A 24,595-nucleotide genomic window follows, 5' to 3' on the forward strand; every position below is an offset into this window, starting at 1 on the left:
CAGGTACCCCTGCTTCAGCTCTGGCCGCGGACCGGCTCGGACGGCGTCATGATGCGAGTCGCGGCGAACGCGCGCAACGCGGTCTCATCACGAAGATCGACAAGTTGGTTGCCCCACTGGTCGCGCAGCTCGTCGGTGGACCCGCCGGACCTGCGGTCCACGCTCGGGTAGCCGTCGGGGAACGGGCCCGCCGACGGGAAGCCGAGAAGTTCGTCATACACCCCGATGTAGGCCTGCGCCTGCGGGCGCCAGTCCAGCACCTGCTCGGCGCGGCGGCGACCGGCGTACCCGCGCTCGGAGCGCTCGATCGGGTCGTCGGCCAGCTCCAGCACCGCGTCGGCCAGGCCGTCGCTGTCGCCGGGTTCCACGTAGACCGCGCAGTCACCGCCGGAGACGACCGTCTCGGTGAGGCGGTAGGCGACGACCGGTAGGGCGTACGCCATGTACTCCATGGTCTTGTTCATCGTGGACACGTCGTTGAGCGGGCTGCGCGGGTCGGGCGAGAGCCCGATCGAGGCGGCCGACAGGTACGCGGCGATCTTGTCGGGGCCGACCCGGCCGGTGAACTCGACGTAGTCGTCGAGGCCGAGGTCGGAGCTCTGCTGCTTGAGCTCCTCGAGGCAGTCGCCGAACCCGAGCAGCACGAACCGGAAGTCGCGGCGGCCGTGGTGGTTGACGATCCGGTCGGCGGCCAGCAGCACACCGTCCACACCGTCCTGCGGGCCCATGATGCCCAGGTAGGCCACCAGGTGCTTGCCGCCGCGGCGCAGCGCCTGGTCGGCGTAGGCCGGGCGCATGACCGAGGTGTCCGGGCCGGAGCGCACCACGGTGGTGTGCTCGCGCTTGACACCGCCGCGGTGGACGGCAATGTCCTGGTAGGACGTGTTGGTGGAGATGACCCGGTCCGCGGTGCGGAAGGTGCGGCGCTCCAGCCACTTGAGGATGGCGAGCTGGACCTTCCCGGCGAGCTTCTTGGGCTCACCGAACCGGGAGCGGAACACCTCGGGATTGAGGTCGTGGTGGTCGAAGACGAACTTCACGCCGTCGAGCAGCTTCCACGGCAGCGCCAGCGCCCAGTAGGTGTCCGGCGGGTTGCACGCCTGCATCACGTGGAACCGGGCGCGGCGGCGGACCTTGAGGCTCAGCGCCGCGGTGCGCAGCCAGCAGTAGACGAACTCCCACGCGTAGCCGAGCACGCCGTCGGCCTGCTTGGGCGGTGCGTACTTGTAGAGGTGGACGCCGTCGAGCACGGCGTACGCGGGGTCACCTGGGCCCTTCGGGCAGATGACCGACACCTCGTATCCCGCCGCCCTGAGCGCCTTGCACTCCAGCCACACCCGCCGGTCGAGCGGGACGGGCAGGTTCTGCACGATGATCAGGACGTGCGGGGCCCTCTGACGGCTCACGGGGACCTCTTCCTGGGGTGGGCACTGCTGTGGTGTTCGCTCGATCGGGCACATCGGTTACCGGGGGTATGAGTTTCTCCGGCGAGTACCCACCAAAGATTCGGTCCAGTTCGGCACCTTGTTACACACCGTGGTCGTTTTCCGATACGCGGTTCGAGGCGCCGCGGCGATGCGGTCTAGCTGCGGAGGTGTTCGGGTGTACGTTGCGTCGACCAGGCGAACCAAGGGTTCGCCGACGGACGGGGGAATCCGCCCGAGCCGGGTGCCGACCACCGTTGTGCTCTTGGGCACGGTGAGCCTGCTCACAGACATCTCCTCCGAGATGGTCACCGCGTTCCTGCCGATCTACGTGATCTTCAACCTGCAGATGAGCTACCTGCAGCTCGGTCTGCTCGACGGCATCTACACCGGCGCGACCGCGGTGCTGCGCCTGGTCGGCGGGCACATCTCGGACAAGGTGCACCGGCACAAGGCGGTCGCGGTCGCCGGATACGGCCTGTCGGCGGCCACCAAGCTGATCTTCCCGGCGGTCGGCGCGTCCTCGGTCGGCCTCGGCGGCGTGCTCGCGGTCGACCGAGCGGGCAAGGGGTTGCGCACTGCCCCGCGCGACGCGCTGATCTCGCTGGTGACGCCGAAGGACAAGCTGGGCGAATCCTTCGGGGTACACCGCACGATGGACACCATCGGCGCGCTGCTCGGTCCACTCGCGACCTTCGCGCTGCTGACCTGGCTGACCACCCGCCCCGGCCCGATCTTCATGATCAGCTTCTGCTTCGCCGCGCTCGGCGTGATCGTGCTGGTCTTCTTCGTCCGCCAGCCCAGGCTGGAGCGGGTCCCCGGCAAGGTGGTCACGCTGCGCGCCACCGCCGACCTGCTGCGCAACAAGGGCATGCGCCGGACCACCATCGCCGCCGGTCTGCTCGGCCTGGCCACGATCTCCGACGCGTTCGTGTTCGTCCTGCTCCAGCAGGTCTCCGGGGTGTCGCCGACCTGGCTGGCGCTGATGCCGGTCGGCACCGCGCTGACCTTCCTGCTCGCCGCGACCCCGCTGGGCAAGCTCGCCGACCGCGCGGGCCGGTGGCGGATCTTCTTCGCCGGGCACGTCGCGCTGCTCGGGGTGTACCTGCTGCTGCTCGGCCCGTTCACCGGCATCGCCCTGGTGATCGTTACCGTCGCACTGCACGGGTTGTTCTACGCCGCGACCGACGGCGTGCTGATGGCGCACGGGGCGACCCTGGTGCCGGAGCACCTGCGCGCCAGCGGCCTGTCGATCGTGCAGACCGGCCAGGCCCTGGCGCGGTTCGCGTCCTCGGTGGCGGTCGGCCTGCTGCTGCAGAACCTGGCTTTCGGCACCTCGGTGCTCATCTCGATCAGCGCGATGACGATCGCCCTGGTCGGCGTGTTCCTGCTCATCCGCCCGGAGGTCTCGCGGTGAAGGACTGGTTCGTACGGAACCGGATCGTGGTCGGGGTGACCGCGATGGTCGTGGTGATCGCGCTGGCGGTCGTCTACGTGGTGGCGACGGTGCGCGACCAGCAGGCGGCGGCGACGCAACCCGGAGCGGCTGTGGCCAGCGGGCTGACCTTCGTCGACAACGGCGGCGGCCAGAACCTCGTGTCGACATTGGACGCTTCGGGTAAGAGGACGCCCGGGTCGCTGAAGTGTCTACGCGTGTACACGGCAGCCGGTACGACGGTCTGCCTGCGCATGAGCCTGCCGGGCGCCTACGAGGCCGCCGTGTTCGTAGACGGCAAGGAGGTCCGGTCGGTCCCCCTGCCCGGTACGCCGTCCCGGGCCCGCGTGTCGGCGTCCGGGAAGATCGTTTCCTGGACCGTGTTCGTCACCGGCGACTCCTACCTGGCGCCGGGCGGGTTCTCCACTCGCACCGGGATCCTGGACCTGCGCAGCGGCGAACTGGTGGAGTCGCTGGAGTCCTTCGCGATGACCATCGAGGGCGTGCCGGACAAGCGCGTCAACGAGAACTACTGGGGCGTGACGGTCGCCGAGGACGACAACGCGTTCTACGCGACGCTGGGCTCGGGCAACACCACCTGGCTGATCAAGGGCGACCTGAAGGCCCGCACGATGGCGACCGTCCGCCAGTCCGCCGAGTGCCCGTCCCTGTCCCCCGACCAGACCCGCGTCGCCTACAAGAAGCGCGGCGGCCGCCTCGGCACCTGGCAGCTCTACGTCCTGGACCTCGCCTCCGGCAAGGAAACCGAAATGCCCGGCTCCGACGGCGTCGACGACCAGGCGGCCTGGCTGAACAACACCACCCTCGCCTACGCCAAGGTCCAACAGGGCGGCGCCCCCACCATCTTCGAATCCGCCGCCGACGGCTCCGGCCAACCCCGAGAACTGGTCGCCGCCGCCTCCTCCCCCGGCCCCGTCGCCTGAGCTGCGGGCCCCGAGCCGCGCGCCTCCAGGTCGGGAGTGACGGAGATCCAGCAGCTCGTGCGGCAGCGAGATCACGAGCGTGCCCAGCGGCAGGCTGAACTCGACCACTGGTGGTCGATGCTCAACGCCAATGACGAGGATGTCGTGCTCGGTGTGGTCGGCAGCGCCTTCGACGACAACGAGGCCGCTGCCGCCCCGGTTGGGGTGGCGGGCGCCAAGCTCATCCTCGTGGTGCTTGTCCCCGATGCCGGGGCGGTGCCGGAGAAGTAGCCCTCGACGACAGCGGCGGGCAACCTCACGCTCAAGAAGCTGACGAAGTCGGAGCGCGGAAGCTTCCACACTCCTGGTGTCGTCCCACGTGCTGCTCACGGTTCGCGAGGCCCTCGCCGTAGCGCCGGGGATCGCAGCTGTCAGGGTGGTCGCCCTGCAGCACGCAGGCGAGCGCCATCGTCAGCGACGCCTCGTCGGAGCTCGTGATCAACCTCAAGCGCACTACCAACGAGCTGCTGCCCGTCGACCTGGCCAAGGAAGCCGACATCGCCGACCTGTTGTCCAAGGTCGAGGTGGATGAGCTCGTCGACCGCTAGGCCACACCGACATAGCAGAAGGCCGCCGTCACCCGGGGGAAAGTGACGGCGGCCTTCTGGGGTGCCCGGGGCTAGCTGGGCTTGTTGATCTGCTTGTTCGACGAGCTCACGTTGTTGGACCAGGCGGCTATGGTGGCGCCCTTGTCGATCAGGGCTTCACCCCAGCCGCCTGCTGTGGTGCCGAACTTGTTGTCGGTGATGATCGCGCCCCTGGCCGAGGCGCCGACCCGCATGATGTAGCCGCCGCCTGCGAGGTAGTTGCCGACGATCTGCAGGCCGGTGGTTTGGCCGGCGTCACCCTCCATGATGAACACCGCGGCGTTCTGGTGGGTGCCGTCGTAGGACTTGCCGTCGGCGCTGATGTCGATGCGGTTGTAGCGGATGACCGTGTTCGGGCCGCCGTACGACTGGATGCCGTCGTTGTGGGTGTTGTTGGGGTAGGTCCCGGCGCGGAGCAGGTCGTGGATGTAGTTCTGCTCGATGGTGCTGTTGCCGGGGCCGTTCTGGATGCCGTCGGGCGTGCCGGAGATGTCGCAGCGCACGACCGTGACGGTGGCGTCGCCGTGGATGGCGCCGTTGCCCCACTTGTCGCCGGGCCACTGGTCGTCCTTGTACGTGATCGTGGTGTCGCTCACGTTGATGTGGCCGCTGTTGCCCAGCAACGGGGACCAGCTGTTGTGGTTGCCCTCGATGACCGAGTTCTTGATGGTCAGCGTGCCGCCGCCGTTGTACTCGATGCCGCCCTTGACGTAGACGCCGTCGAGGGTGACGTTGCCGCGGAAGCGCAGGGCGCCGGAGTTCCACGTGGTGCCGGGCGGGGCGGAGCCGGGGCCGTCGACGACCTTGAGCTTGGCGCGGTCGCCGCGGTAGCCGACGGTGCCGGGGGCTGGCGCGGTGCCGTTGCCCGGTGGCGGGCCGCCCGGCTGGGTGGCCGTGGGCTTGGCGGTGGTGGGCTTGATGGTCGACGAGGCGGTGGGGGAAGCGCTCGACGCCGTCGTGGACGGTGGAGCACTGGTCGTCGTCGTCTCGGTCGACGTGGGCGCGGAGGTCGGCGCCGGGATGGTGGAGCTTGTCGGGAGGGTGGGAACGGGCGGAGCGGGCTTGCCGGCCACGGGTTTGCAGCCGGACGCCAGGACCAGCGCCCCCAGAGCGAGACCGGCCGTGAGTGCGATGTCGCGCACCCGTCTGAGCCTGCCGTGCCGCTTGCCTAACTCCGCAGACGTGTGATGTCGAGCGGACATGAGATCCTTCCGGTTGGCAACAAGTCGCCCCCGTTACAGGACAAGGGTTTCCGACTCGGGACATCGGGGCGTCCCGGAGCCGGAGGCACTTTAAGCACAGCGGCCGCCAGATCACAATGCAGTCACGAAGCGGCCGGCAATCTGGTCACTGAGCGTGGGATCCATCACTCGACCGAGCGAAACGACGCTGCGTAACAATTCCGCCCGCGACGCGATGCCTGCACCGAGCACATTCGCTCACCCATCACCAGGCAGCCGGGAGCTGGGATGCGCACGAGCGCCCGACCGACACCCGCCCCGGACCGGCCGCAGGCCGACCAGGGCCCACGCACGCGACCGCCCGTGTGGCTCACCGCCACGGCGGTGGCCTGCGTACTCGCCGTCATCCGGATCGCGGTGGTCGCGTTCTCGCCGTACTCGACGGCGGTCGGCCTGTTCGACGACGACGCTTTCTACTACTTCGGCGTAGCCGGACATATCGCCGCGGGTGACGGTTCGACGTTCAACGGACTCGACCCGACCAACGGTTATCACCCTCTGTGGCTATTGATCCTCGTTCCGGTGTTTTCGATCACGAACGGTAAGGCCGCGTTGGTTGCTGTGACGCTGGTCTCATCGGTGCTGGCGATTGCCTCCGGACGGCAGATTGACCGGATCGGCGTGCTCACCGGACGTCCGGTCGTCGTCACGCTCTGTGCTGCCCCCCTTCTGGTGGTCGGCGCCGCGGGTCCCTCGTTCTGGTACTCGGGCATGGAGACGGGCCTGCTGCTCTTCGCCCTCCTCTGGCTCGCCGCGACCTACCTGCGCACCGACGGGTTCACCGCCCCGACCTTCGGCACCACCGCGGCGCGCAACGCGGGCGTGCTGATGGCGGTCGCCGTGCTCGCCCGGCTCGACACCGTCTTCCCGATGGCCGTCCTCGGCGTGGTGACCGTGGTCACCTGGGTGCGGCTGGGCAGGCCGTGGCTGAAGCTGACCCTGTGGCTGGCCGCCCCGCCCGCGATCGCGCTGGCGGCGTACCTGGCGATCAACCAGGCGCTGTTCCACACGCCGCTGCCGGTGTCCGGCCAGGCGAAGGCGCTCGGCGGTGGCGGGTTCAACGCCGACACCATCGGCCAGTTCCTCACCTCGCCGGTCCTGTTCGGCCAGTCGACCTACCTCGGCGCGATCGGCATCGTGGTGGTGATCGGCGCGCTCGCGGCCAGGGCGACCGGCAGCTTGGGCCTCGCCGCGCGGTTCGGCACCATCGTGCTGACCGGCGGCGCGCTCACCGTCGGTTACTACGCGTTCACCTCTTCTTGGCAGTTGTGGCCCTGGTACTTCTCCTCCGCGCCACTGGCCATCGTGCTCGCCGGTCCGGCCCTTGTGGACAAATGGGCGAATTGGGTGCCGGTGCGCCGAATCGCCGCGCTCGGGCTGGTGCTGCTGGTCGTGGCCGCGGTGGGCGCCAACGCGGTCCGCTCCGGGAAGGGCGGTGTGGCGCGCAGCGCGTTCATCGAGGCGGGCCCGGCGGTCGCCGCGCAGATCGACGCCCTCGCCCCCGCGGGCGAGCCGATCGCGATGGGCGACCGGGCGGGCAGCGTGGGCTACCACCTGCACCGACCGGTGGTCCACTTGGAAGGGTTGGTCAACTCGGCCGACTACCTCGACGCGCTCAAGAACGGCACCGTGCACCAGTTCCTCGCCAGTCGAGGGGTCGCCCTCTACGCGCGCGGGGACAACGACCCCGGCACCCCGGACCCGGACAACCCCGGCTGCGTGCGGTTCACCGAGCCGCAGCAGGGCGGTGGCACGAAGGTGTTCATCGTGGTGTGCGATAAAGACCTGCTGCTTACAACCCCGGTGGCGGACGGTACGTCCTACCGGGTGTGGGCATACCGGGCGAACTTGAACCGCTAGACCGTTCAGCGCAGAGGGTCGCGCGTAGCATCACATGGAGTAACGACTTTCATCGCACCGCGATGAACCTACAAGTAGGCGACCGGACCGGTAGCTCGGTGTCACGTCGTGTGTTGGGGCGCAGATGATGGACTTCTTCAAAACACTGCTTCTGATGTTGAAGCGGTGGTACGTCGCGCTCCCCGTGTTCGCGGTCACCGTGGGCGCGGCCGGAGCGGCGTACGTGGCGTTGCCGCTGCACTACGAGTCGGTGGGCACCATGGTGCTGACGTCACCGGCCGGTGGCGCGACCCAGATCACCGACAAGGTCTCCGGGCAGACCAACCCGCTGCTCGCGTTCGACACCAGCCTCACCATCTCGGCCGCCATCGTGATCCAGAGCATCAACACCCCCGAGGTGGTCAAGTCCCTCGGCGGCGACTCGGCCGACCACAAGTTCGTGCTCACCGGCGGCGGTGACGGCGGTCCGTTCATCACGGTGAAGACCGAGAGCGCGTCCGAGCCGGGTGCGCGCGAGCTGGCCGTGAAGGTGCTCGACCGGGTGAAGCAGGAGCTGGCGAAGCGACAGCAGGCGCTCAACGCCCCGCCGACCACGTTCATCGGTGTCGACGACGTCGTCCCCCCGACCAAGCCGGAACCGCTGCGCGGCGGCAAGCTGCGCGGCGCCGCCGTGGCCTTGGTGCTCGGACTGGTCGCCAGCCTCGCGGCCGTGTACTTCCTCGAGACGTACAAGGAGCGCAAGCGCAAGAAGGACAACCCGGACGAGGACGAGGATTACGACGAGCTGGACGAGGAAGAGGAAGTCCGCCAGCCCGCCCGTCGTGAGCCCGAGGCCCCCCGGCAGGCGTTGCCGCCCGTGACCCGCACCCCGCAGACCCTCGGCCAGGGCACCGCCGAGCGCACCCAGCTCATGCGGCCCGCTCAGGTCGAGCCCGGGAACAAGAGCACGCCGAACGGCAGGCCCGCCACCACCACGAGCGCCCCGAGCGCCAAGAGCGGCCAGCTGCCCGCGGCGCCCGCGCCCGGTAGCGCCGCCAACCGCCGTCAGGGCCAGGGCAACCGCTCGCCCGAGGAGTACCGCGAGCCCCCGACCGTCCGCGTCAAGCCCGCCCAGGCGCCGCAAGAACCGCGTGGGTGACCGTGGCGGCCCCGCAGGTGCTGCCTGACTTCACCAAGACCGGCGGCAAGACCAGGTTCGACGGCGCCACGCTCGCCTGCGTCTACGCGCTGGCAATGACGGTCATCCCGGCGGCGCTGGTCATCAAGGGCCTGCCCATGTCGCTCACCCCCGGGGTGGCGATCGGTCTGGTCATGGGCGTCGTGTGGTTCCTGGCGCAGATGGTCACCACGCTCGGGGTGGCCAAGGGCCGCAACGCCGCGCGGACCGCGCTGTTCATCTTCACCTGCTCGCAGCTGGCCACCTACGGCTACGCCACCTACGGCTACCTGCCCGGTGACGAGCTCGCCGCCGCGGACCGGACCCTGATCACGGTGATGGCCGTGGTCGCGGTCGGCATCGCCGTCACCGATGGCGTGCGGGGCATGGCCAGGATCGACCGGCTGCTCAAGACCATGATCGTCGGCGCGACCTTCATGGCGTTCGTCGGCGTGCTGCAGTTCATGTTCGCCCTCGACCTGACCCAGTACCTGATGCTGCCCGGCCTGCGGGCCAACGGCGAGCTCTCGCACGTGCTGGAGCGGTCGAACTTCCGCAGGCCCGCTGGCACCTCCGGCCACCCGATCGAGTTCGGCGTGGTCTGCGCGATGACGGTGCCGCTGGCCCTGCACTACGCGCTGCGCGGGGTCGACCACGGCGGTCAGACGAAGCGGTGGTGGCTGTGCCTGGCGATCCTGGCGGTCGCCTCGATGCAGTCGCTGTCGCGCTCGGCGATCCTGGGCCTGGCTATCGCGGCGATCTTCATCATCCCGGCCATGGCGCCCAAGCGCCGGGTCAAGGCCCTGTGGGGGATGCTCGGCTTCCTGGTGGCCATGCGGTTGATGGTCCCCGGCCTGGTCGGCACCCTGCTCAGCCTGTTCACCAGCATCAGCGTCGACCCGAGCGCGGAGAGCCGCCGCCGGGCGGTGGAGCGGGCGGGCAAGGAGATCCCCGAGCACCTGTGGCTCGGCCGGGGGCTGGGGACCTACCTGCCGGAGAAGTACGGCTGGCTGGACAACCAGTACTTGGGCACGCTGGTGCAGAACGGCGTCATCGGCCTGACCCTGTTGATCTTCCTGTACCTGGCCGGGATGTACTGCGCCTTCCGCGCCAGGCTGGCCAGCAAGGACCCGCGGATCAAGGACCTGGGCGTCACGCTCGCGGCCTGCATCGCGGTGCCCGGCATCTCCTCGGCGACCTTCGACCTGATCGGGTTCGCCGTCGCCACCGGGTACACCTTCCTGCTCATCGGGGTCGCGGGCGCGCTGTGGCGGACCGTGCAGGAGCAGCCGGGCGGGATCCCGCCGCTGTTGCCCACACCGGCGCAACGCCCGAGGCGGTTGCAGCGAAGACAACACCGGGACGGACCGTCGGCGAAGGCCGAGCCGGACCGCCAACGCACCCGACGACCAGACAAGAGACCTGAGGTGTCCGCGTGAGCGCAGACGAGCCCCCACCCGCGGCACGGGCGGTGGCCACCGAGTTGGGGCCTGCCGCGCCACCGCTCAACAGCGAACCCGCGATGGAGGAGCCCAGCGTCGGCCGCAAGGTCGGCAGGGGCTTGGTGTGGAGCCTGCTCAACACGGTCGTGCTGCGGCTGGGCATCTTCATGGCGGGCATCGTCATGGCCCGGCTGCTCACCACCGCCGACTACGGCGTGTTCGCCATCGCGGTGACCGCACTGACCGTGCTGCAGGCGTTCAACGAGCTCGGAGTCAGCCTGGCCGTGGTGCGCTGGGAGCGCGACGTGCGCGAGTTCGCGCCGACCGCGATGACCATCGCCGTGCTCAACTCGCTGCTCATCTACGGGCTGCTGGTCGTGCTGGCGCCCTGGTACTGCGGGCTCATGGGCAACCCCGAGGCCGTGCCGGTGGTCACCGTGCTCTGCCTGGCGGTGGTGATCGACGGCATCGCGATCGTGCCCGCGACCATCCTCAACCGCGAGTTCCTGCAGCGCACCCGGTTCTTCTGCGACGCGGCGTCATTCGTCGTGGTCACCACGCTGACCATCACCCTGGGTGCCTCCGGCGCCGGTCCGATGAGCTTCTCGATCGGGCAGGTGGCGGGCGCGCTGGTGTCGATGACCTGCTACCTGGTGCTGTGCCCGGTGCGGGTGCGCCCGGGCTGGAACCCGGTGGTGGCCAAGGACCTCATCGCGTTCGGCCTGCCGCTGGCCGCGGCCAGTCTGCTGACGCTGTCGGTGACCCAGGTCGACAAGCTGGTGGTCGGCGGGATCATGGACGCGGCCGCGCTCGGGCTGTACCTGATGGTGTTCAACCAGTCGAGCCTGCCGCTGCAGATCTTCTCCGAGGCGGCGCGGCGGGTGTCGCTGGCCGGGTTCTCCCGGATGGCCGACGACAAGAAGCAGCTGGAACAGGCGCTGGCGCGCGGGGTCGGGCTGATGATGGCCGCCGCGATGCCGGTGTGCGCGCTGCTGGCCTGCTACGCGGCGCCGATGCTGAACGTGATCTACGGCGCCAAGTGGGTGCCCGGCTCAGTCGCGCTGCAGTTCCTGGCGATCCTCGGCCTGGCGCGGATCCTGCTGTTCATCGGCTACGACCTGATGGTGGCGCTGGACGGCAACCGGGTGCTGATCGGGCTGCAGGGCTTGTGGTTGGGCACGGTCATCCCGGCGTTGGTCATCGGCACCCTGGTCGACGGCATCCGCGGCGCGGCGATCGCCCAAGCGGCGGTGGCGGTGCTGATCGTGCTGCCCGCGTTCGCCATGATGGTGGCACGGCGCGGGATCCGGATCACCCCGTCGGTGCTGGCCTGCACGCGCCCGCTGATCGGCGGGGTGCTGGTGGTCGGCTCCGCGGTGCTGGTGCGGGAAGTCTTCGCCGGTTCCTTGGCCCAGTTGTTGATCGGCGGTCTGGTGGCCGCCGTCGTCTACTTCCCGGTGGTGTACCCGATGCGCAACCTGCTCCCCGGCCGTTCGGGGGTGGCGGCGTGACCGCCCCCCTCAAGGACCGCAACGGCGTCTCCGCCACGGTCCGCCGCGCCCTGCGGGATACGTTCGGGCTGTGGCCGATGCACGAGGCCAAGACGAAGGCGCAACTGGGGCGGCGGGTGCCCGCGCTGCGCCGGTTCGAGGACGAGAACGTCGCCAGGCTGCGCTCGGTGGTCGGTTCCCGGCCGGAAACCCTGGTGGCGACGGTGATGCCGACCTACAAGCGGCCGAAGCTGTTGCCGCTGGCGGTGGAATCGGCGTTGGCGCAGACGGTCGAGGACCAGGTCGTGATCGTCGTCGACGACGGCGCTGGCCTGCCGACGCTGCCGTCGGACCCCCGGCTGGTCGCGGTGTCGCTGTCGCGCAACTCCGCGGTGCTCGGGCTCGTCCGCAACGTCGGCATCCGGCTGACGTCCTCGAAGTACCTGGCCTTCCTCGACGACGACAACACCTGGCGCGAGGACCACCTGGAGAAGACGCTCGCCGCGCTGGGCCGCGGCGCGGACCTGGTGTACTCGGCGGTGGAGCGCCGCAAGGCCGACGGGACCGTCCTCGACGTGCTGTCCGAGGAGTTCAACCGCCGCACGATGGTCGACGACTCGCCGTACGTGGACTCGAACTCGATCGTGCTGCGCCGCGCGGACGACGTGCTGTTCAGCCGGATCCCGCGGGTGAAGGCCACGCTCCCCAAGGAGGACTGGGAGTTCGTGCACCGGATGTCGCGCACCCGCGTGGTGCAGCACGTGCCGGAGCCGACGGTTCGGTACCTGGTCAACGAGGACAGCTACTACACGGCCTGGAAGCCGGAGACCCCTGCCTAAGCGGGGAGCGTGATCCGCAACGCGTACACCCTGGTGGTCTGCTTCTCCCTGGTGTTGTTGTCGGAGACCAGGTACAGCAGGCGGCCATCCGGTCCCTCTGGCAGCACCGCCATGCCTTCGACGTTCTCCAGCAACGGGTTGGGTTGCCGCTGTTTGGCGGCGACCTGACCGGGGCTGCCCGCCGGGCAGTTGCCGAGGTCGAACAGCAGCGTGCGGCGGACGAAGGTGTCGGCGGGCAGATCGGCCAACGTGGGCTTGTCGGAGACGTTCGGCGCACCCCCGAGCTGGACGTCGTAAACGCGGACGGTGTTGCCGAGGCCGTCCACGTACTGGCGTTCGAGGGCGAGCAGCCGGTCCACGCCGACGACCACGAGTTCCACCAGGTACAGGCCCGAGTCGGTCTCGTAGGCGTACTGGTGGTCCGGCGTGTACGGACTACCCGAGTAGCGCTGGATGCGGACCCGGTTGCGCCCCTGGACATCCCCGTCGGCCCCGAGCGGCGCTTCCCACCCCGCGTAGAGGTACTCGCCCCCGGGTGTCGCAGCGAGGGCCTCGATGGTGCGACCGTGCTGCGCGTCACCCGCGGTCGGGTCCTGCAGCGTCTTGGGTATGGGCAGCTCCGGTTTGATCTCGCGGCCGGAGGCGATGTCGAAGCGGCGGATCGCGGTGGGCCGCTCCGTGCTCACCAGCATCGTCCGACCGTTGGGCTCGATCACCAGGCCTTCGCCGTCGAGCCCGGGGATCGGGTCGTCCGCTTGGTCGGTCAGGGTGTCGCCGACGTCGGCGGAGACGTTGAGCTGCGTGGGATTGTCCAGGGTCAGCGGGAAGACCCGCCCCGTGTTGTCCGCGAGCGCGAGCCCCTTGGTGTCCCCAGTCATCGCCAAGGCCGACAGCCCGGTCACCGGCTCGCCGCTGACATCGGTCCCGTTGAGCTGGTCCGAGTAGCTGAGCAGGGTGGCGTTGGGCGAGCACGGGCCGCCCGGGGGTACCGGGTTCTGCGCGCGGACCCAGTCGATGGTGGGCTGGACGGCGTACCCGGCGCCGAACGCCACCAGGGCCACTGCGGTGACCGCCAGCGCGCGCCTTCCCTTCCGCCTGGGGACAGCGGGTGCCGCGACCTCGACGGGCTTCGGCTTCTTGGCCACGTTGCGCACGAACGGCAGGTCACCGACCTGGTTCTGGTCCTGTTCCTGCGGTTCCGGCCGCCGGTCGCGGCGCAGCCTGGACCGGACCTCCCGGAAGACGACGCCGAGGCTGAGCACCGGGTCCGGTGTGTCGGGGATGCCCTCGCGCAGGACGTCCACCAATTCGCCGGTGAAGACCGTGCACTTGTCGGGACTCGGCGCGAGCGCCTTGCGGTTGGGCGCCGCGGAGCACATCAGGTACGAACCGCGGACGTCGTCGACACCCGCGTCGGCCCGGATGTCCTCGACCGCCTGGGCCATCGCACCGTCCATCGCGACACCGCTGTAGCAGCAGTCGAGGACGACGACCACGCGCTGCGCGTGGCGGCTCTGCGCAATCGCTTGCTTGAGCGCCTTGTAGCGCACCGAGGTCTCCGGCTGACCGGGCACCGAACCCGGTAACGCCAGGTAGAGCTCGTTCTCCTCGAGGTCTTTGAGGCCGTGACCGGCGTAGTAGACGATCAGCGTGTCGGTGGCCAGCTCCGACATCTCCCGGATCGGGCGGATGAGTTCCGCGGCCGAACGCGGGTTGTGCACCTTGCGGATGCGGCCGGGTTCGATGCCCCAGACGTCGTCGTCGGTCAGGACTTCGTGCAGCTGCTCGATGTTGTTGTACACCGCGCGCAGCGACGGCAGCTCGCCGTCGAGGTAGCTGTCCACGCCGATCAGCACGCAGGCGGAGTTCGCCGCCGAGATCCGGCCGTTCGGCTTGTCGACCTGTTCCTTGGCCGAGCCGCGCAACGCGTCGGTCACCGCCTTGGCCCGCTCGCGGTGTTCTTCCGGCACAACGAGTGTGACGGTGGTCGACCGGTTCAGGTCGTCCCGCCACGCGCGGACGGCGACGGCCAGTTGGCTCAGCCCGACCCCGGCGGACACCGCGGCGAGCACGACCTCCGCCGCACCCATCTCGCCCGGCCGCGCCGGTTCGCTCTGGACGAGCACCCTGGCGTGCGCGCGGAGCTGAAGGTCCCCGGTCAGGTGCAGGGCCAGTGTCCGCAGGTCCTGGGAACCGCCTTCGCCCGCTTCGAACCTGAACTCGATGACGTCCAAGCTTCACCCCAGAAAGGCCGCAGCGACACCGGTCACGCCCGCGCACTATGGCATGGACCAATCGAGCGGCAGCGGCGTTTCGCGGCCCGTTCACCTGCGCTACAACGCCACGACACCAACCGGCCCCGCACCCGGGGTGGGTGCGGGGCCGGTTGGGGCAATCGGGTCAGCGCAGGGTGAACCTGGGGTCGATCGCCAGCGCGGCCAACTGCTCGGGGGTGAACGGGTAGTCGGTCAGTGGCTTGAGCCCCGGGAAGGCCTGCTCCTGGGTGACGGTCACGACGATGCCGTCGGGGTGCAGGTAGGTGGCCCACTGGGTGTTGCCGCTGTCCGCGGTGTAAACGGTGACGCGCTTGCCGTCGACCTCCACGGTCGTGCACTCCTTGGCCCGCGAGTCGTCCTGCACGCGGACTCCGCAGCCGTACGCGCCCTGTCCGAAGTGGAGGGACGCCGCGGTCAACCGCCCCAAGTTGCCGCCCTTGCCGACCGCGACGGAGGCCATGTACTCCCACACCTTGGCCTCGTTGTCGGCCACCTGGGCCTGGTGGTCCTGCGCCGGGATGCCACCGGAGCCGCTGACCTTCTCCGGCGCGGTGTAGCCCTTGGGGATCGCGGTGAGCAGCTGCTTGAGCAACTGCTGGCCGCGGTCGGCCTCGGGGCCGCTGGTCTGGGTGCGGTCGGTCTGCCCGGGCGGCAAGACCGGCTTGGTGTCGGTCGGCTGACGGGTACCGGTCGGCCTGGTCACCGAGGTGTTCGTCGAGGTGCCCGTCGGGGCGGTGCCGACGGCGACGGAGTCGGCCACGCCGCCGCCGAGGACCGGGAGGGTGAAGGCACCCGCCGCGACGATGACCACGGCGACGGCCGACCCGACACCGGCCACCCTGGCCCGGTGCGCCCGCTTGGAGTGGCGCGCGGCCAGCAGCACCCGGTCACCGTCCATCGCGGGCGGCGTCGGGGTCGAGTGCATGACGTCGGTGAGCGCGGTGCGCAAGGAGTGCTCGTCCATGTGGTCCTTCTTCAGCGGGTCAGGGTGGGGACGAGGCCGCGCAGGTTGTCCAGGCCCCGGGCGGCTTGGCTCTTGACCGTGCCCTCCGAGCAGCCCATGACCCGCGCGGTCTCCTCCAGCGAGAGGTCTTCCCAGTACCGCAGGACCAGTGCGGCACGTTGCCGGGCGGGCACTCTGGCCAGTGCCCGCAACAGGACCATCCGGTCTTCCACGCTCCCGTGGTGCGGGGAGGCGTGGTCGCCCGGGTCCTCCGTCACCGTTTCCCGTTTGAAGAACCCGCGGCGGGTCTCGTCGAGAAACGTCCTGACCAGGATCTGCCTGGTGTAGCCGTCGAGCTTGCCCCGCTCGGCGACCCTGTCCCAGACCCGGTAGAGCTTGACGAACGCCGTCTGCACCAGGTCCTCCGCCCGGTGCCAGTCGCCGCACAACAGGTACGCCGTGCCGCGCATGCTCGTCGACCGCGCCGCGAAGTAGTCGGCGAAGTCGCGATCTCGATCGCTCATCGAACCCCCTGGCCAGCTGTAGCTACGCCAGTACTCACGCCAGCACCCGCCGGGATGGTTGCACCTAGTTCTCGATGTCCTGGACGTCCTGGTCCGGCGGGAGGTTGAGCAGGACGTGCACATCGCTGGTGGCGTTGACGGCCATCATCGCGACCCGGGAGATGTCGTCGACCCGAACGGAGAGGGTGGGCGTCTCCCCCGGCTTGCCGAATGTGAGCTCGATGTCGTGCGGGTTCCTCACGACGTAGTCCATCGAGTACGCGCCGGTGAAGGCGAACTTCGCGGTCTTCGTGATGTCCACGGGCAGCTCCTGGGTTGGTGGATGCCCCGCCTACAAAGGGTGACGACGCGGGGTGTAGACACAAGCATGCATCAGCGATACTGGTAACGCAACCCTGCATAGTTGAGGAGTGCGTTTGCTGGGTGAGGGAGGAGTGCGGAAAGATTGGACCCCGTGGCACAGCGCAAGACGACCCCCACGGTCCGACTCCGCCGCCTGGCCGCCGAACTCCGGCGACTGCGCGGCGAAGCCGGGATGACCCGCGAGGAGGTGTCGGAGCGGACCGGGATCAACAGCGTGACCCTGTACCGGATCGAGTCGGCCAAGGCCCGACCGCAGGGACGGACGCTGGCGGCGATGCTGAGCCTGTACGAGGTGGACGCGGACCTGCGGGCACAACTGGTGGCTCTGTCGAAGGACGCCTCCAAGCAGGGCTGGCACCAGCCGTTCTACTCGGAGCTGCCGGACGAGTACACGGCCTACATCAGCTTCGAAGCCGAAGCGCGATCCACGCGCAACTACGAGTCACTGTTCATTCCCGGCATGTTGCAGACCGAGGACTACGCGCGCGGAGTTGTTCGGGGCGTGCTTCCTCAGCACAGCCCGGAGGATCACGAGACCCGTGTCCGAGCGCGGATTGCCCGCCAGACACGGCTCACCGGGGACAAGCCGCTGAACTTCTGGGCGATCATCGATGAAGCGGCTCTCCACCGCGTGGTCGGCAGCCCGGAGGTGATGGCTGCCCAGTGCAAGCACCTTGCGGAGGTGGCCGTCCTGCCACACGTCACCTTGCAGGTGCTCCCCTACTCGATCGGGGCGCACCCAGGCATGCCGGGTTCGTTCGTGCTGCTGGACTTCCCCGATCCGATGGACACAGACCTGATCTACATCGAGACCATGGGTGGCGATCTCTTCCTGGAGAGCGATGAGGATGTCCACCGATTCAGCTACTTCTTCGACAACCTGCGGGCCCTTGCCCTGGGGCCAACCGATTCATTGGCGCTTGTCGCCGAACTGACCAGGAGGAACGCATGAACGACCACGGCTTCTCGGCAGCTGAATGGCGGAAGAGCTCCGCCAGCGGCGGCAACGGCCAGTGTGTTGAAGTTGCCTTCGGGGGCGACTTGGCTGCCCTGCGCGACTCCAAGAACTCCACCGGTCCGGCGGTCGTCGTGCCCGCCCACAGCCTGGCAGCGTTGGTGGCCTCCCTCTCCGACTAGGAGGCCCTCATGCACAACCTCATCTGGCGGAAGTCCTCCGCCAGCAGCGCCAACGGCGAGTGCGTGGAAGTCGCCCACATCTGGCGCAAGAGCTCCTACAGCGGCGGCAACGGCGAGTGTGTCGAGGTGGCCCATGCGTGGCGGAAGTCTTCGGCCAGCAGCGCCAACGGCCAGTGTGTCGAGGTTGCCGTCGCCGCTGGGCGGGTGGCGGTGCGGGATTCCAAGAATCCTCACGGGCCCGTTGTGCTGCTGCCTGTCGAGGGGCTGGCCGCTCTGGTGGCGTCCTTCAGCTGACGGCCTGCCTTTCTCGGTCTGATGAGCGAGGCGCCGTAGATCACCAGGGTCAGGGCCAGGGCGAGGAGCAGGGCCACCAGGCTGAGGTCGGTGGTCAGGGCGGCGCCCGGGAACGGGCTGTTGGGGGAGCGCACGGTGCAGGACCACGTCTTGCCGTCGGGGGTGCACTCGAGGACGTGCAGGTAGCCCGCGCGCGGGACCCAGGTGGGGTCTTTGAGGATGAGCTTGGTGCCGAACCAGAAGCCGACGAGGGGTGCTACCAGCAGGATCGCGGCCGCTGCGTATCTGAGGAGCAGGCGCACGGTCAGTGGGCCAAGATCGAACCGGCGTGAGCTGCCCCCGAATCAAGCCTACCGGGGTGGGGGCGCGGGGCGGGGTGGGCGAGGAATGGGGTGTGGACAACTTCGCCGACCAACGGACGCGTCCCAGTCCTAACGGGACGGTTGTCCACAGCCCCCACCGTCGAGCCCCCCACCTTGTCGCCCCCCACCACTAGGCTGGATTCGGGGGCTGCAAAATCCGACTAAATGCCCTCGCGCTGCCACTTCAGCACTCGGGCGTGCTGGCGGATCCGACGCGCCGGGGCGGTCAGCACCAACGGCGACAGGGCGCGGGCCCGGCGGGCTCCTAGGCGCTTGCGCAGCTGCAGGGTGTGCCACTCGGGCAACCCCTCAACCTCCCCAAACGCCTCGCGGGCGAAGTCGACGAGCTCCTCGACCGGGTCGATCTCGCTGCGGCCCTTGTCGAAGGCCCGCCCTGCCCGGCGGAGGGCATCTCGGGCCAGGACCCGGCGGACCTGGCGGTCCATGTCCAGGCGGTCCGGGAGTTGGTTGTCCGAGCGTTCGGTGATCGCCGTGTACGCGGCCAGCCGCTGGCGTAGGTCGTTGACGACCGAGGCGTAGTACGCGGCTGACATGTTCTGGCCGTGGACCCGGTAGTACGCCTGGTCCACGCCCTTCAGGTACCCCACATCGGCGTGCAGGGCGAAGCGCATCCACATCTCGATGTCGCCGGTGTGGCGCAGTTCCGGGTTGTACGCGCCCAGGCGGCGCTGCAACGAGGTCCTGACCACGACCTCCGGCGACGTAATGCACCCCTCGCCGAGGGCGAACCTGCGGCGCAACCAGGAGAGTCCGTTGTAGACGGTCCAGCCCTGGTCTTCGGTGCGGGCGGGCGGCAGCGGTGTGCTGCCGTCCCAGTGCAGGGGGCGGCCGTAGACGAAGCCGACCTCCGGGTGCGCGTCCAGCAGGCGCGTGGCCCGCTGGAGCGCACCCGGGGTCAGGGCATCGTCTGCGGACAGGAGAGCGCAGTAGTCCGCGCTCGCCCAGTCCATCAGGCCCTCGTTGTAGGTGGCGATGTGACCCTTGTTCTGCTCGTGCTCCAGAACAGTCACCCGGCTGTCCGCGGCGGACAGCGAGCGGGCCACATCGGCACTGCCGTCACCGGAGCAGTCGTCGATCACGAGCACCCGGACGTCGACGCCCGGCTGGTCGAGCACGCTGTTCACGGCGGTCGGCAGGACCTTCCCGTACTTGTAGCACGGAATCACCACATCAACGCTGGCCACTTGGCTAGCCCCCTCGTACTAGGACGGAGTAGTCGCGAACACTGCGTCGACCCAGTAGTTGGTTCCGTTACCGGAGCCGTTGGGGAACAGGCCTCCACTGCCGTAACGGTAGACGCCGTTGGGCGCCGCCTCCGTGCTCGCGGGCCCGGTGAGCGGCCCGTTCGTCCGGTCGGTGGTGAAGTACTGCGTGGTGTAGCCGTAGTTGCCAGCCGAACCCCAGTAGGAGACCACGTACGTGGTACCCGCCGTCACCTGGACCGGGGTGCTGAACAACAGGGTCTGCCAGCCGCTGCTGGTCTCACCGGTGAACGTGCCGGTGGCCAACTGCGCGCCCGCGTTCGTCCACAGGGTGCCGGTGTGCGTACCCGGGTCACCAGCGGGCTTGTAGAACCGGACACCGCGGATGTAGCCGTTCTGGCTCGGCGTGATCCGCATACCCAGCTCCACCGTCGAGTCCACCGCGGTGTTGGCCGGGGCGTCGGTCGGCCGGAACAGGCTGCACGGGCACTGGCCCGCCGCTCCGGTGGTGAACGACCAGGTGTACGGGGCCGCCATCTGGTTGCCCCACGCGTCGGTGGCCTGGACGCTGACCGTGTACTGCGTGTTGCCGGTCAGCACGTCGGTGCTGGCGAAGGTGACGCTGCGGTTGTCCGCGGCGATCTGCGTGACACCGGGGACGGCCGAACCGTTGCGGGTCACCGAGAACTGCAGGGTGGCCGGGTTGATCGGCTCCGAGAAGTTCGCCGTGACACCGGTTCCGGTGGACACCGAGGTGGCACCCGAGGTCGGGGTGGTCGAGCTGACCGACGGCGGGGTGTTGTCCGCGCCGAAGGTGTCCACGACCGGGTCGACCCAGTAGTTGTTGGCGTTGAAGGTGCTGTGCGGGAATCCACCGCCGTAGACGTACACGCCGTTGCCGCCCGAGGCCGGGGAGCTGGGGGCGGTGAGCACACCGCGTCCCGCGCCCTGCGCCGCGAAGTAGCCGGAGTCGACCGAGTAGTGCCCGCTTGGCGCCCGGTACGAGGCGATGTAGGTCTGCCCGGCCTGGATCTGCACCGGTTCGGCGAAGGTCAGCGTCTGCCAGCCGGTCGCGGTCTCGTTGGTGAACGTGCCGGTGGCCAGGCGCTGGCCGCTGGTCGTCCAGACCGAGCCGGTGTGCGTGCCGGTGTTGTTGAAGTTCTTGTAGAACCGGACGCCGGTGACCTTGGCGCTGGCACCCACGGTGAACTTCACGCCGAGCTCGACGTCGCTGGCGTCACCCGCGTCGGCAACCGCCGGGGTCCGCGACCCGAACAGGTTGCACGGGCACGGCTGAAGCGTGGTGCCGGTGGTGAAGCTCCACGTCTTGACCGCGGCGAGCGCGTTGCCGTAGCCGTCGGTGGCGTTGAGCGTCACGTTGTGCACCGTGCTGGCGGGCAGCAGGTCGGTCGGGCTGAAGGTGACCTTCTTGTCGTCCACGCTGACGGTGCCCGGGACCGGGTTGCCGTTGGCCTGGACGGTGAACTGCACGCTGCTCGGGTCGACGGCCTCGTTGAAGGTCGCCGAGACGCTGCCGTCGCGGTAGGCGCCGGTGGCACCCGAGGTCGGCGAGGTGGAGCTGACCACGGGCGGGGTGTTGTCCGCCGCGTCGGTCGTGATGACCACGTCGACCCAGTAGTTGCCGCCGTTGTACGAGCTGTTCGGGAAGCCGGAGCCGTACTTGAAGACGCCGTTGCCGCCGGGGGTGTTGCCGGTGGCGGGCGCCGTCAGCGGGACGATGCCCGCGCCCTTGGTGTTGAAGAAGCCCGGGTCGACCGAGTAGTGGCCGTTGGGCGCGCTGTAGGACACGACGTAGGTCTGCCCGGAGCGGATCTGCTGCGGGTTGGCGAAGGTCAGGGTCTGCCAGCCGGAGGCGGACTCACCGGTGAACGTGCCCGTGGCCAGCGGCTGGCCCGCGGAGGTCCACAGGGTGCCGGTGTGGGTGCCGGTGTTGGTGGTCGCCTTGTAGAAGCGGACACCGGTGACCGTGGCGTTGACCGAGGTCGTGAACTTGGTGCCGACCTCGATGGCCGCGGCGTCGCCGCCGTCGACGGTGGCCGGGGTCTGCGTGCCGAAGATGGTGCACGGGCACTGCTGGGCGCCGACGGTCACGTTGCGGGTGACCGTGGAGCCGAGGGTGGCACCGTCGTCGGAGGCGCGGACCTTGATCACCGCGGCGCCGAGGTTGCTCGGGGTCCAGGCGTAGGTCCAGTTGTCCAGACCGGTGGCGCGGTGATACGTGGCGCCGCCGTCGACGGAGACCTCGACCACGCCGACCTTGCCGCCGCCGGAGTCGACCGCGGTGCCGGAGATGGTCTTCGGGGTGCCCGCCGGGACGGTGGAACCCTCGGTGAGCGAGGTGATGGTGACGGTCGGGCCGACGGTGTCGGTCGACTTGGTCGCCAGGGCCAGGCCAGCCATCAGCGTCTTGGGCTGGGCGCCCATGTCGGCGAGCAGGTTGACCGTGGCCTGCTGCATCGGCAGGCTGACCGGCGCCGTGGGCGGCGCGCCAGCCGGGAAGGTGTGGTCGGCGTCGAGGCCCCACGACCACTGCACGGTGGCCGCGGAGAACACCAGGGCCTTGCTGACCTGGTCCCGGTAGAGGGTCATCTTGTGGTTGGCGGGGCCGCCGCCGTAGATGTGCCCGTAGTCGAGCAGCAACTGGCCGTTGTCGACGGTGACCGTGGTGTCCGACAGCGGGACCAGGCCTGCGGGCCGGTAGCCGTTGTCCGGGTCGCCGTCCCACTCGTAGCCGAGGGTGCCCTGCGGCAGCACGGTGGTGGTCGTCGCCGAGGCGATCGAGGTGCCGCGCCAGAAGCGGTTGCGGCCGTAGGAGGCCGGGACCTCGATCGAGTCGGCGCGGTAGCCGTTGACGTTGAACAGGGTGCCGATGAGCTCGTTCTCCGGGCGACCGGCGTCACTGGGCGGCGACTGGCGCGGGTCGCGCCAGGTGCCGGTCCACTGCGGGCTCGGGTCGATCTTCGCGCCGCCGGGAGCCTTGGTCTCCTTGTAGCAGACCATCGTGCGCAGCGCGGTGTTCGACGAGTCGATCGAGTTCTCGAACCGGGTCTTCCAGAACATGGTGTTGCCGGTGGAGAAGAACAGGTTCACGCCAGCGGCCTTGGCCGCCTCGATGCCCGCGCGCTGGGTCGCGTTGACGTACTCGTCGTGGCCCGAGGAGATGTAGACCTTGTGGTTCTTGAGCAGGTTCGGGTTGCGCGTGATGTCGACGCCGGTGAGGTAGCTGACGTCGTAGCCGTTGCGCTCGAGGAACCTGATCATCGGGTACTCGGCGTTGAGGTAGTTCGAGGTGCCCGCGTTGCGGTAGGGGCGGTTGTAGCTCACCTTGAACGCACGACCGTCCGGCGAACCGGAGAAGCCGCCCTCGTACAGGTTGTACTCGTTGATCCCCTCCTTGTCGCCGTACTTGTTGTAGGCCTGCCACGTCTGGTCGGAGGTCTGCACGACGATGTCGGAGGTCGAGGAGTCGTTGCGCACGACGAACGGGTACTGGCCTGCGCCAGCGCCGTCGTTGCGGATGAAGTTGGCGACGTAGAAGCCGGGCACGGCCGTGGTGGGCACGTACCAGGACGTCGACACGGCCCAGTTGCCGCAGTCGACCATGCCGGTGGTCGACTGGTAGAGGCAGGCGGGCTGGTTCTGCGGGAGCTGCGCGGTCGGGGCCAGCGTCTGCTGCAGGCGACCACCGGTACCGCCGTAGTACCCCAGGCGCACGATGTCGACCTGGTAGTTCGTGCTGGGCGTCTTGATCTTGAAGTCGAGCCGCTCGCCCGGCTGGATGCTCGGCGCGGTGGCGTAGCCCTCGATGTCGCCGTAGTGGCTCTCGATGAACCAGTCGGCGCGCGGGGTTCCCGGCTTCGAGTTCTCGCAGACGATGGGGTTGACCGGTGCGTCGCACGGACCGGCGGCTGCCGGTGACGCGACGAGCACGGGGAGTCCGACAATGACGACTGAAGCTGCTAGGACAGCGCGCAGGCCGCGCCCCGTCCGCCCCCGAGCGCGTGCGGCGAACATCGCACGGTCCATCCGAGCCTCCACGGTGAGTAACCGTTGATAAGGGAAATCTGAAGTTGGCACCGAATAGGTGACGCCTGACGGGCAGAGCGGTTCCTATTTCCCTGCACATCGTTACATACGTTGGCCCCGTTACCCCCAACAGGTGTAACGATGGGCAATCCACCCGGGGGAGCCGGACACTCACCGTCCCGAGTGGATCGGTGGCATTGGGTGAACACAGCCCGCTCCCAGCGGACTCCCAGTGTCCAATGGGGATCACTTGACCAAGTTCGGTGCGCTGTGCGGTCGATCACCAACCGGCGGCGCCCGACCGGTAATCACCTGATCGGCGCACAGCCGGGCGCTGGGCAACAACCCCGGGAAACCCGAATGGCCGCCGATCAACATCGGCGGCCATTGGGTCAAACGTGAAAACTCAGGCTCGGGTCAGCCCTTTGCCCTCCCCTGCCGTGACGAAGTCGAGTCCGCACTCGGCGCAATGCAGATCGTCATCGAGCCGGGCTGCGCATTCGCAAACCCAGCCTTTGCGCACCGCGGGGTTGCCCACCATGAACGCGTGCGGCTCGACGTCCTTGGTCACCACGGAGCCCGCGCCCGCGAAAGCGAAGGCGCCGATCTCGATCCCGCAGACCACCACGGTGCCCGCGCCCAGGGTCGCGTTGTGCCGCACCAGGGTGTCGACCAGCGCCTCAGGGCCCTTCTTGATGTGCGCGCGGGGGCGGAAGTCGTTGGTGAACAGCACGTTGGGGCCGAGGAAGACCTCGTCCTCGCAGGTGACCCCGCCGAAGACCAGCGTGCCGTTCTTGACCGTCACCCGGTCGCCGAGCACCGCGCCGGTCTCCACGAACGCCCCGTCGCAGATGTTGCAGTCGCGGCCGACCCTGGCCCCGGGCAGCACGTGCGCGAAGGCCCACACCCGGGTGCCGTCGCCGACCTCGGTGCTCTCGCACAGTCCACGCTCGTGGACGAACACGCCGG

Annotated in this window: 21 protein-coding genes; 11 read left to right on the forward strand and 10 right to left on the reverse strand. The window is 69.1% G+C overall.

From position 1 onward, the window contains the following. Positions 1-14: 14 nt before the first annotated feature. Positions 15-1,406 carry a glycosyltransferase family 4 protein gene (locus tag JOD54_RS03985; protein ID WP_204449222.1) on the reverse strand — a complete coding sequence of 464 codons (1,392 nt, stop codon included), beginning with the start codon at positions 1,404-1,406 and terminating at the stop codon, positions 15-17. A 196-nt stretch (positions 1,407-1,602) separates the two neighbouring features. On the opposite strand from JOD54_RS03985, the gene JOD54_RS03990 reads away from it, so the two are divergent. From JOD54_RS03990 to JOD54_RS04000, 3 genes are read left to right on the forward strand one after another with little or no spacing between them, the layout of a single operon-like run. Beyond that, on the forward strand, positions 1,603-2,841 hold the full coding sequence (locus JOD54_RS03990) for an MFS transporter (protein ID WP_307859828.1): 1,239 nt from the start codon (positions 1,603-1,605) through the stop codon (positions 2,839-2,841). Continuing rightward, the gene (locus tag JOD54_RS03995) at positions 2,838-3,803 is read left to right on the forward strand and encodes a TolB family protein (protein WP_204449224.1); all 966 of its coding nucleotides are present in this window, start codon (positions 2,838-2,840) and stop codon (positions 3,801-3,803) included. The genes JOD54_RS03990 and JOD54_RS03995 overlap by 4 nt, the downstream gene beginning before the upstream one ends. A 36-nt stretch (positions 3,804-3,839) precedes the next feature. Then, positions 3,840-4,073, forward strand: coding sequence for a hypothetical protein (locus tag JOD54_RS04000; protein ID WP_204449225.1), 234 nt, complete (start codon positions 3,840-3,842; stop codon positions 4,071-4,073). A 388-nt stretch (positions 4,074-4,461) separates the two neighbouring features. Here the strand turns inward: JOD54_RS04000 and JOD54_RS04005 are convergent, their stop codons facing one another. Further along, positions 4,462-5,571, reverse strand: coding sequence for a right-handed parallel beta-helix repeat-containing protein (locus tag JOD54_RS04005; RefSeq protein WP_204449226.1), 1,110 nt, complete (start codon positions 5,569-5,571; stop codon positions 4,462-4,464). Positions 5,572-5,898: 327 nt separating this feature from the next. Between JOD54_RS04005 and JOD54_RS04010 the strand changes: the two genes are divergently transcribed. The 5 genes from JOD54_RS04010 (at position 5,899) to JOD54_RS04030 (ending at position 12,457) form a co-directional block, all read left to right on the forward strand. Then, on the forward strand, positions 5,899-7,530 hold the full coding sequence (locus JOD54_RS04010; RefSeq protein ID WP_204449227.1) for a hypothetical protein: 1,632 nt from the start codon (positions 5,899-5,901) through the stop codon (positions 7,528-7,530). Positions 7,531-7,684: 154 nt separating this feature from the next. Then, the gene (locus JOD54_RS04015; RefSeq protein ID WP_204449228.1) at positions 7,685-8,668 is read left to right on the forward strand and encodes a GumC domain-containing protein; all 984 of its coding nucleotides are present in this window, start codon (positions 7,685-7,687) and stop codon (positions 8,666-8,668) included. Next, on the forward strand, positions 8,665-10,125 hold the full coding sequence (locus tag JOD54_RS04020) for an O-antigen ligase family protein (protein ID WP_307859829.1): 1,461 nt from the start codon (positions 8,665-8,667) through the stop codon (positions 10,123-10,125). The genes JOD54_RS04015 and JOD54_RS04020 overlap by 4 nt, the downstream gene beginning before the upstream one ends. Then, the gene (locus JOD54_RS04025; RefSeq protein ID WP_204449229.1) at positions 10,122-11,639 is read left to right on the forward strand and encodes an oligosaccharide flippase family protein; all 1,518 of its coding nucleotides are present in this window, start codon (positions 10,122-10,124) and stop codon (positions 11,637-11,639) included. The genes JOD54_RS04020 and JOD54_RS04025 overlap by 4 nt, the downstream gene beginning before the upstream one ends. Next, entirely contained in the window at positions 11,636-12,457 is an 822-nt protein-coding gene (locus tag JOD54_RS04030; protein WP_204449230.1) for a glycosyltransferase family 2 protein, read from the forward strand. Before JOD54_RS04025 ends, JOD54_RS04030 begins: the two co-directional genes overlap by 4 nt. Here the strand turns inward: JOD54_RS04030 and JOD54_RS04035 are convergent. The 4 genes from JOD54_RS04035 to JOD54_RS04050 form a co-directional block, all read right to left on the reverse strand. Beyond that, entirely contained in the window at positions 12,454-14,691 is a 2,238-nt protein-coding gene (locus JOD54_RS04035) for an effector-associated constant component EACC1 (RefSeq protein WP_204449231.1), read from the reverse strand. The genes JOD54_RS04030 and JOD54_RS04035 overlap by 4 nt on opposite strands. Before the next feature lie 166 nt (positions 14,692-14,857). Beyond that, positions 14,858-15,697 carry a hypothetical protein gene (locus JOD54_RS04040; RefSeq protein ID WP_204449232.1) on the reverse strand — a complete coding sequence of 280 codons (840 nt, stop codon included), beginning with the start codon at positions 15,695-15,697 and terminating at the stop codon, positions 14,858-14,860. Positions 15,698-15,708: 11 nt separating this feature from the next. Continuing rightward, on the reverse strand, positions 15,709-16,200 hold the full coding sequence (locus JOD54_RS04045; RefSeq protein WP_204449233.1) for a SigE family RNA polymerase sigma factor: 492 nt from the start codon (positions 16,198-16,200) through the stop codon (positions 15,709-15,711). A gap of 64 nt (positions 16,201-16,264) precedes the next feature. Then, a complete protein-coding gene (locus JOD54_RS04050) occupies positions 16,265-16,501 on the reverse strand; it encodes a hypothetical protein (protein ID WP_204449234.1) in 237 nt (78 codons plus the stop codon). A gap of 153 nt (positions 16,502-16,654) precedes the next feature. On the opposite strand from JOD54_RS04050, the gene JOD54_RS04055 reads away from it, so the two are divergent. From JOD54_RS04055 to JOD54_RS04065, 3 genes are read left to right on the forward strand one after another with little or no spacing between them, the layout of a single operon-like run. Beyond that, positions 16,655-17,515, forward strand: a complete 861-nt coding sequence (locus JOD54_RS04055) for a helix-turn-helix domain-containing protein (RefSeq protein ID WP_204449235.1) — start codon at positions 16,655-16,657, stop codon at positions 17,513-17,515. Beyond that, positions 17,512-17,700, forward strand: coding sequence for a DUF397 domain-containing protein (locus JOD54_RS04060; protein WP_204449236.1), 189 nt, complete (start codon positions 17,512-17,514; stop codon positions 17,698-17,700). Before JOD54_RS04055 ends, JOD54_RS04060 begins: the two co-directional genes overlap by 4 nt. A 9-nt stretch (positions 17,701-17,709) precedes the next feature. Further along, positions 17,710-17,994, forward strand: coding sequence for a DUF397 domain-containing protein (locus tag JOD54_RS04065; RefSeq protein WP_204449237.1), 285 nt, complete (start codon positions 17,710-17,712; stop codon positions 17,992-17,994). On the opposite strand, the gene JOD54_RS04070 is transcribed toward JOD54_RS04065, so the two are convergent. The 4 genes from JOD54_RS04070 to JOD54_RS04085 all read right to left on the reverse strand — a co-directional run bounded on the left by JOD54_RS04070 (position 17,931) and on the right by JOD54_RS04085 (position 24,590). Then, a complete protein-coding gene (locus JOD54_RS04070; RefSeq protein WP_204449238.1) occupies positions 17,931-18,296 on the reverse strand; it encodes a hypothetical protein in 366 nt (121 codons plus the stop codon). The genes JOD54_RS04065 and JOD54_RS04070 overlap by 64 nt on opposite strands. A 221-nt stretch (positions 18,297-18,517) precedes the next feature. Continuing rightward, complete coding sequence (locus JOD54_RS04075) at positions 18,518-19,543, reverse strand: glycosyltransferase family 2 protein (RefSeq protein ID WP_307859830.1); 1,026 nt, start codon at positions 19,541-19,543, stop codon at positions 18,518-18,520. Positions 19,544-19,579: 36 nt separating this feature from the next. Beyond that, positions 19,580-23,626: a DUF4082 domain-containing protein gene (locus tag JOD54_RS04080; protein WP_204449240.1), complete on the reverse strand. Its 4,047-nt coding sequence runs from the start codon at positions 23,624-23,626 to the stop codon at positions 19,580-19,582. Between the two features lie 406 nt (positions 23,627-24,032). After that, on the reverse strand, positions 24,033-24,590 hold the full coding sequence (locus JOD54_RS04085) for an acyltransferase (RefSeq protein ID WP_307859831.1): 558 nt from the start codon (positions 24,588-24,590) through the stop codon (positions 24,033-24,035). Positions 24,591-24,595 lie beyond the last annotated feature (5 nt).

The sequence above is a fragment of the Actinokineospora baliensis genome, from assembly GCF_016907695.1.
GTDB classification, from domain to species: domain Bacteria; phylum Actinomycetota; class Actinomycetes; order Mycobacteriales; family Pseudonocardiaceae; genus Actinokineospora; species Actinokineospora baliensis.